Source organism: Apibacter sp. (assembly GCF_025291155.1).
Lineage (GTDB): Bacteria > Bacteroidota > Bacteroidia > Flavobacteriales > Weeksellaceae > Apibacter.
Window position 1 is genome coordinate 25,094 of record NZ_JAMBJZ010000015.1, and the last position, 6,004, is coordinate 31,097.

Genomic DNA, 6,004 nt, shown 5'->3' on the forward strand with positions numbered 1-6,004 from the left:
GTAAAGAAATAAATTTATTATAAATGGTTATTATTATTTTAACATTTTCCAAAGATTAATCATTTGTTTAGCTTCTTTTACATCATGTACACGTAATATATGAGCACCTTTCTGTAATGCATATAAGTTTAATGCTGATGTTCCTATTAATGCTTCTTCGACAGTTATTTCTAAACATTTATAAATCATACTTTTTCTTGACATTCCAATGTATAAAGGTAGATTAAATATTTTGAATTTATCAATGTTTTTGAGTAATTCGTAATTTTGTTCTAAAGTTTTACTAAATCCAAAACCTGGATCCAATAAGATATCATTTACACCAAATTTTTTAAGTTCACTAATTTTTTTTGAAAAGTAATAATTAATATCTAAAATCAAATTATTATATTCCGTAAAAGTTCCCATGGTTTGAGGAGTTCCTCTCATATGCATTAAAACATAAGGTACTTTTAATCTACCAACAGTTTCAAACATTTTTTCATCCATACTTCCTCCGGAAATGTCATTAATCATACTTACACCTTCATAAACGCTTTCTTCCGCAACCTTTGACCAAAATGTATCTATAGACAATTTTACAAAAGGAAATTTTTTTTTAATAGCTTTAATTACTGGTATAACTTGAGATAATTCATCTTCTTCAGACAAAAAACGTGAACCCGGACGTGTAGATTGACCGCCTATATCAATGAAATCAGCTTCTTCAGCAATTAATTCTTCCGTATGCTTTAAAGCTTTCTCTATAGTAGAATATTTACCACCATCATAAAAGGAATCTTCTGTAATATTGAGTATTCCGGCTACTTTAGGAATATTAAAATCTACTAAAGACCCACTAATGTTAATTGTCATAATATGTATTTGAGATTGTAAATTTAAAAAAATAAATAATGCAAGATATTTTACATTATCACATTGAAAAAATGAATAATAACTTATCCTATAACTTTTTTAAATTTATTTAAAATATTTTTATTTTATATTAAATTTTCTATAAATTTATCGCATAGTATTTTGTTTTTTTATAATTATTGCTAACAATAAAAAACAAAAGAGATAATATATTTATTTTATATGTGTGAATAATAATTTAACTTAATAAAAATTAGTTTATTATCATTTTAATTATATTAATTGTAATAAATTATTAAAGATAAAGACATGTATTATTTTAAATTTTAGTTAAAATTTAGTATTAAAAAATTATAAATATTTTTCAATTCATATTCACATTGGGATATTTATTCATGTGAATTCATAGTTTTAGAAAATTCAAATAATAAATTTTTTATTCTTAACAATATGGACATAGTGAAAAAAGATATTAATAATAAGAATATAATTTGGATAGATAATCTTCGTGCAATTTGTGCTATCGGAATTGTTTTATTACATGTTGCCGCTAAGATGAGTCGTAGTTATGATAAGGTTTCTGAAAATGATTGGTTGATATCAAATTTTTATATAAACTTAGCAAGATTTGGTGTACCTATTTTTATCATGATGACCGGATTATTATCATTGGGAAAGCAATATACATTTAAACATTTTACTAAAAAGTTTTCAAGAGTATTAGTTCCCTTTTTATTTTGGAGTTTTATCTATATTATTTTTAAAATATTAATTTTACATTTTAAAAATCATATAATTTTAAATTTTAATTTTGTTATTGAATATTCCTATCTAGAATTGGTTACGGGAGTAGCTTACCATATGTGGTATATCTATATGCTCTTGAGAATCTATTTATTACTTCCTCTTATCAATCAATGGATAATGGTAAGCAATCAGAAACAACAATTATGTTTCATGATTGTATGTTTTTTAGTATTATTTATTTTTTGTAAATTTTTTGATACCATATATCTATCCAATTATATAATGCGTTATGCTGAATTTCTCGGTTATTTGGTCTTAGGATATTATTTAGTGAGAAGAAAATATAAATATAATATTAAATATTATATCATTTCGTGTGTTATAATTTTTTTATTATCTTATTTATATATATGTTTTGATTCATATACTGCAACCATTAACTCAGGGGTATATACCGAACAATTTAAACCTTGGGATTTATTTCAGGCTCTTTCAGTATTTTTATTATTTTATCTCGTGCCTATATTTAATAAAAAAAATAAAATTTTATCTTTAATAAGTGAATACAGTTATGGAATTTACCTTATACATGTTTTAATTATTGGATTGTTTGACAATATAGGATTAGATGCTTTATCTTTTAATCCATTATTCTCTATACCTATAATCACTTTTTGTACATTAATTATTTCAATATTACTCTTATACATTTTAAATAAATTACCTCTAGGTAAATACATAGTTAAATAGTATTTTTGTACGTATAAAATAATAATGGAAAAAACATTAGAAGAATTTAATTTAATAATTTCAAACTGCAAGAAATTATTTGTAAATAAAATGATCGATTATGGACCCGCTTGGAGAATTTTGCGTTTACCTTCTTTAACTGATCAGATATTTATTAAGGCCAACAGAATTAGAACTATTCAGGAAAAAGGAGAACAAAAAATTTTGGAAGGAATTGAAGGAGAATTTTTAGCAATTGTTAACTATTCAATAATGGCTTTAATACAATTTGAAAAAGGTATTGCGGAACAACCCGATTTAAATTTAGAAGAAGCATCTGAATTATACGATAATATAACTAATCAAGCTAAAAATTTAATGATTCGTAAAAACCATGATTATGGAGAAGCATGGAGAGATATGCGTATAAGTTCAATAACCGATTTAATTTTGCAAAAATTATTACGTATCAAGCAAATAGAAGATAATAAAGGTAAAACCCTAGTTTCAGAAGGTTTAGACGCAAATTATTTTGATATTTTAAACTATGCAGTGTTTGCTTTAATTTTAAGTGAGGAAAACAAATAAAAATAGTTTAATGAAATTTATAAGTCAATTTCTCAGAATACTGGTTGGAATTATTTTCATAATTTCCGGTTTCGTTAAAACTGTTGATCCAATTGGATTTTCTTATAAGTTGGAAGAATATTTTGGAGAAAGTGTTTTTAATATTCATTTTTTACAAAATTTAGCACTTCCATTATCTATATTTTTTGTTATCCTTGAGGTAATGTTAGGAGTGTTCTTACTTATAGGAATTTGGAAAAAATTCACTTTAAGCTTCTTATTATTTTTAATAATTTTCTTTACTTTTTTAACCTTTTATTCAGCTTATTTCAATAAAGTTACTGATTGCGGATGCTTTGGTGATGCCATAAAATTATCTCCATGGACATCCTTTGGCAAAGACATTATTCTTTTACTGTTGATAGTTATTTTAGTTTATGGGTCAAAGTATATACACCCGGTCTTTACTTTAAAAATAAATTGGATAATAATAGGGATATCTTTTATGATATGTATATGGACAGTATATCAGGGAATTGCACATCAACCGATAATAGATTTTAGACCTTACGCGGTTGGTAAGAATATTAAAGAAGGAATGAATGATGGAGAATCGGAAAAAAGCCTAATTATTTATACACTTAGAAATCTTAACACTCATAAAGAAAAAAAAATGAATTCAGATGAGTATATTAACTCAGGCATATGGAAAGATACTTTAAACTGGAAGATAAATGATACATCAGTCAAAATATTAAAAGAAGCCAAATTACCATCTGTACATGATTTTTCCATTGAGTGTTTAGGAGAAGATAAAACAGAAAATGTTTTAGATCAAGATAAAATAGTTGTAATTACTGTTCCTTTTGCAAAAAAACTAAGTATTATAGAACGGGCTAAATTGAGAAAAATCACATTTCAATTAAAAGAGAAAAAACTTAAATTTGTCATTTTAACAAATGATCCCACATATTTAAGTCCAATGGCTACTTGCATAATGGATCAAACAACTTTAAAAACTATTAGTAGAAGTTTTATAGGGATTATGATATTAAAAAAAGGAGTGGTCGTTGCCAAATTTAATATAAACGATTTTCCAACAATACAAGAAATAAAAGAATTATAAACTTAATTTACATACACATGAGAAAAAAAATAGTAGCAGGGAATTGGAAAATGAATAAAACATTGCCGGAAGCAAAAGCCTTATTAGCAGAAATAGATTCTTTCATACAATCCAATTCACCAAAATGTGAAGTTATCGTAGGAATTCCGTTTATATATTTGGAAAATGCAAAAGCTAACCATAAAAACTTGAATGTATACTCTGAAGATATTTCAGTACATAAATCAGGAGCATATACAGGAGAAATCTCAGCTGAAATGCTTAAATCTATTCAAGTTGATGGGGCCATTATTGGTCATTCTGAAAGAAGACAATACCATAATGAAACTGATGAACAAATAGGTGCTAAAGTTAAAATTGCTTTAGATAATGGATTAACACCAATATTTTGCAATGGTGAATTATTAGAAGAAAGAAAAGCAGGAAAACATTTCGACGTAGTAAAAAGGCAAACTGAAGTAGCTTTATTTAACTTAACAGCAGAAGAAATCATTAAAGTTGTTATTGCTTATGAACCAGTTTGGGCTATAGGAACAGGGGAAACAGCTACTCCGGAACAAGCTCAAGAAATTCATGCTTATATTCGTTCATTAATTGCAGATAAATATGGTAAAGAAGTTGCTGACTCAGTCTCAATCCTTTACGGAGGAAGTGTGAAACCGGCAAATGCAAAGGAAATTTTCTCAAAACCAGATGTTGATGGAGGATTGATTGGCGGTGCTTCTTTAAATGTAAATGACTTTGGATCCTTAATAAATACTTATAAAGAAATTTAATTCCATAAATAAATAGTTATATATAATGTAAACAGATTCATTTGTTGAATCTGTTTTTTATTTATTTTCATTTAATGCGTAACGTCTGAAGAACTAGTAAATTTCAATATTTTTTCATATATTTGTAAGTATTTTTTGAATTAAATTAACGATTAAAAATGAGTGAACAAAAATATACGGCAGATAGTATTCAAGCGCTGGAAGGTATTGAACATGTACGTATGCGCCCCTCCATGTACATTGGAGATGTAGGAGTTAGAGGATTACATCATTTAGTATATGAAGTAGTTGATAATTCTATTGATGAAGCTCTAGCTGGATATTGTGATACCATCAATGTAAGTATTGGAAAAGATAATTCTATTACAGTTAAAGATAACGGACGCGGAATTCCTGTTGATACTAATAAACAAACCGGATTGTCAGCATTAGAGTTAGTAATGACAAAAATCGGAGCTGGAGGAAAATTTGATAAAGATTCATATAAAGTATCCGGTGGATTGCATGGGGTAGGGGTATCTTGTGTGAACGCATTATCCACTGAACTTATTGCAACGGTAAATAGAGATGGAAAAAAATATCAACAAAAGTATTCTAAAGGAGTTGCTTTAACTTCAGTTGAAATAGTAGGAGTTTCTACTCATACGGGCACCACAGTAACATTTATTCCCGATAGTTCAATTTTCACTGAAACTATTTATAATTATGATACGTTAGCCACCCGTTTACGCGAACTCTCGTTTCTTAATAAAGGGATAACTATAACTTTAACAGACGAAAGAGAAGTAGATGAAAACGGTGATACTAAAAAAGAAATATTTTATTCTGAAAGAGGTCTTGAAGAGTTTGTTGAATTTATAGACGAAAACAGAGAACCGCTAATGGATGAAATTATCCATATGGAAGGAGAAATTGATGAAATTCCGGTTGAAGTAGCTATGAGATATAATACTTCATATACGGAAAACATTCATTCATATGTAAATAATATCAATACCCATGAAGGAGGAACTCATTTAACCGGATTTAGAAGAGCCTTAACACGAACATTGAAAAAATATGCAGATGAAAATATTAACTTAGCAAAGGAAAAGGTTGAAATTACCGGTGATGATTTTCGTGAAGGTCTAACTGCAGTGGTTTCCGTAAAAGTTATGGAACCTCAATTTGAAGGCCAAACTAAAACTAAGCTAGGAAATTCTGA

General features: G+C 27.2%; 6 protein-coding genes. 5 read left to right on the top strand and 1 reads right to left on the bottom strand.

Annotated features, from left to right (window positions below; translation table 11 throughout):
- Window positions 1-33: 33 nt before the first annotated feature.
- Entirely contained in the window at window positions 34-855 is an 822-nt protein-coding gene (gene folP / locus M3Z80_RS02985) for a dihydropteroate synthase (protein WP_293917440.1), read from the bottom strand.
- A gap of 450 nt (window positions 856-1,305) precedes the next feature.
- On the opposite strand from folP, the gene M3Z80_RS02990 reads away from it, so the two are divergent.
- From M3Z80_RS02990 to M3Z80_RS03010, 5 genes are all read left to right on the top strand, one after another.
- Window positions 1,306-2,352, top strand: coding sequence for an acyltransferase (locus M3Z80_RS02990; RefSeq protein ID WP_293917442.1), 1,047 nt, complete (start codon window positions 1,306-1,308; stop codon window positions 2,350-2,352).
- A gap of 24 nt (window positions 2,353-2,376) precedes the next feature.
- The gene (locus tag M3Z80_RS02995; protein ID WP_293917444.1) at window positions 2,377-2,919 is read left to right on the top strand and encodes a DUF1599 domain-containing protein; all 543 of its coding nucleotides are present in this window, start codon (window positions 2,377-2,379) and stop codon (window positions 2,917-2,919) included.
- 10 nt (window positions 2,920-2,929) lie between these two features.
- Window positions 2,930-4,024, top strand: coding sequence for a BT_3928 family protein (locus M3Z80_RS03000; RefSeq protein ID WP_293917446.1), 1,095 nt, complete (start codon window positions 2,930-2,932; stop codon window positions 4,022-4,024).
- Between the two features lie 17 nt (window positions 4,025-4,041).
- The gene (tpiA, locus tag M3Z80_RS03005) at window positions 4,042-4,800 is read left to right on the top strand and encodes a triose-phosphate isomerase (RefSeq protein WP_293917447.1); all 759 of its coding nucleotides are present in this window, start codon (window positions 4,042-4,044) and stop codon (window positions 4,798-4,800) included.
- A gap of 158 nt (window positions 4,801-4,958) precedes the next feature.
- On the top strand, window positions 4,959-6,004 hold a 1,046-nt coding region (locus M3Z80_RS03010; RefSeq protein ID WP_293917449.1), incomplete at its 3' end, for an ATP-binding protein.